Origin of the sequence: Undibacterium sp. RTI2.2 (assembly GCF_035018705.1) — a bacterium.
In the GTDB taxonomy this organism is placed as follows: domain Bacteria; phylum Pseudomonadota; class Gammaproteobacteria; order Burkholderiales; family Burkholderiaceae_D; genus Undibacterium.
Window position 1 is genome coordinate 1 of record NZ_JASJXN010000122.1, and the last position, 734, is coordinate 734.

The window sequence follows — 734 nt, forward strand, 5'->3', positions numbered from 1 at the left end:
GGCGGCAAACGTGATTTACGGATTGAGAATGCCGGCTATCTGGAAACCGCAGCACACCAGGACTGGCACGATGTCCGCAGACAAACCAAGCAAATCGTCAGTGCAACCTATTTTGATCTGATAGCAGCACAACATAAACTACGCATTGCCAACGAGACCAGAGATTTGTTCTCGATCACACAAGCCGCCGCAGAAAAGAGAAAGAAAGCTGGTGATATTGCAGGAGCAGACGCTGCCAGAATCCGAGTAGATACCTTGCGCGCCGACAACGACGCGCGACAAGCGGCTTCCGATCTGTTGCACGCACAAACAAATCTAATTTCTCTGCTAGGCCTGACAGCATCTGCTAACAGCGTGCATGCTGTCGATGATTGGCCAGCACAAATACTACCTGAGGTGCAGGATACGCTGGATCTGGTCATACAAAAACGTCCTGATGTATTAGCTGCAAAAGCCCGGCTAGATGCGGCACTGGCTGCACGTAAGCTGGCACTGGCAGCAAGAACCAGAGATATCTCTGTCGGCGTTCAGTTTGAACATTACCCGGTTAGCGCCAGCAATCCTCAAGGCTCAGGTAACAGTTTCGGCATTGGCGTACAGATTCCTTTATTTACTCGCTATGAATTTCAGGGCGAAATACGGGCAGCAGAAACTGCCGTAGATGCCGCCAATGAGACCTTAGAAAAAACTAAAGAAGCAGCGCGTAATGAGCTGGTACTGTTAATCGAATCTGC

At 50.1% G+C, this 734-nt stretch carries 1 protein-coding gene; it reads left to right on the top strand.

Going from position 1 to position 734, the window contains the following annotated elements:
* On the top strand, positions 1 to 734 hold a 734-nt coding region (locus tag QN395_RS21365; RefSeq protein WP_323493049.1), incomplete at both ends, for a TolC family protein.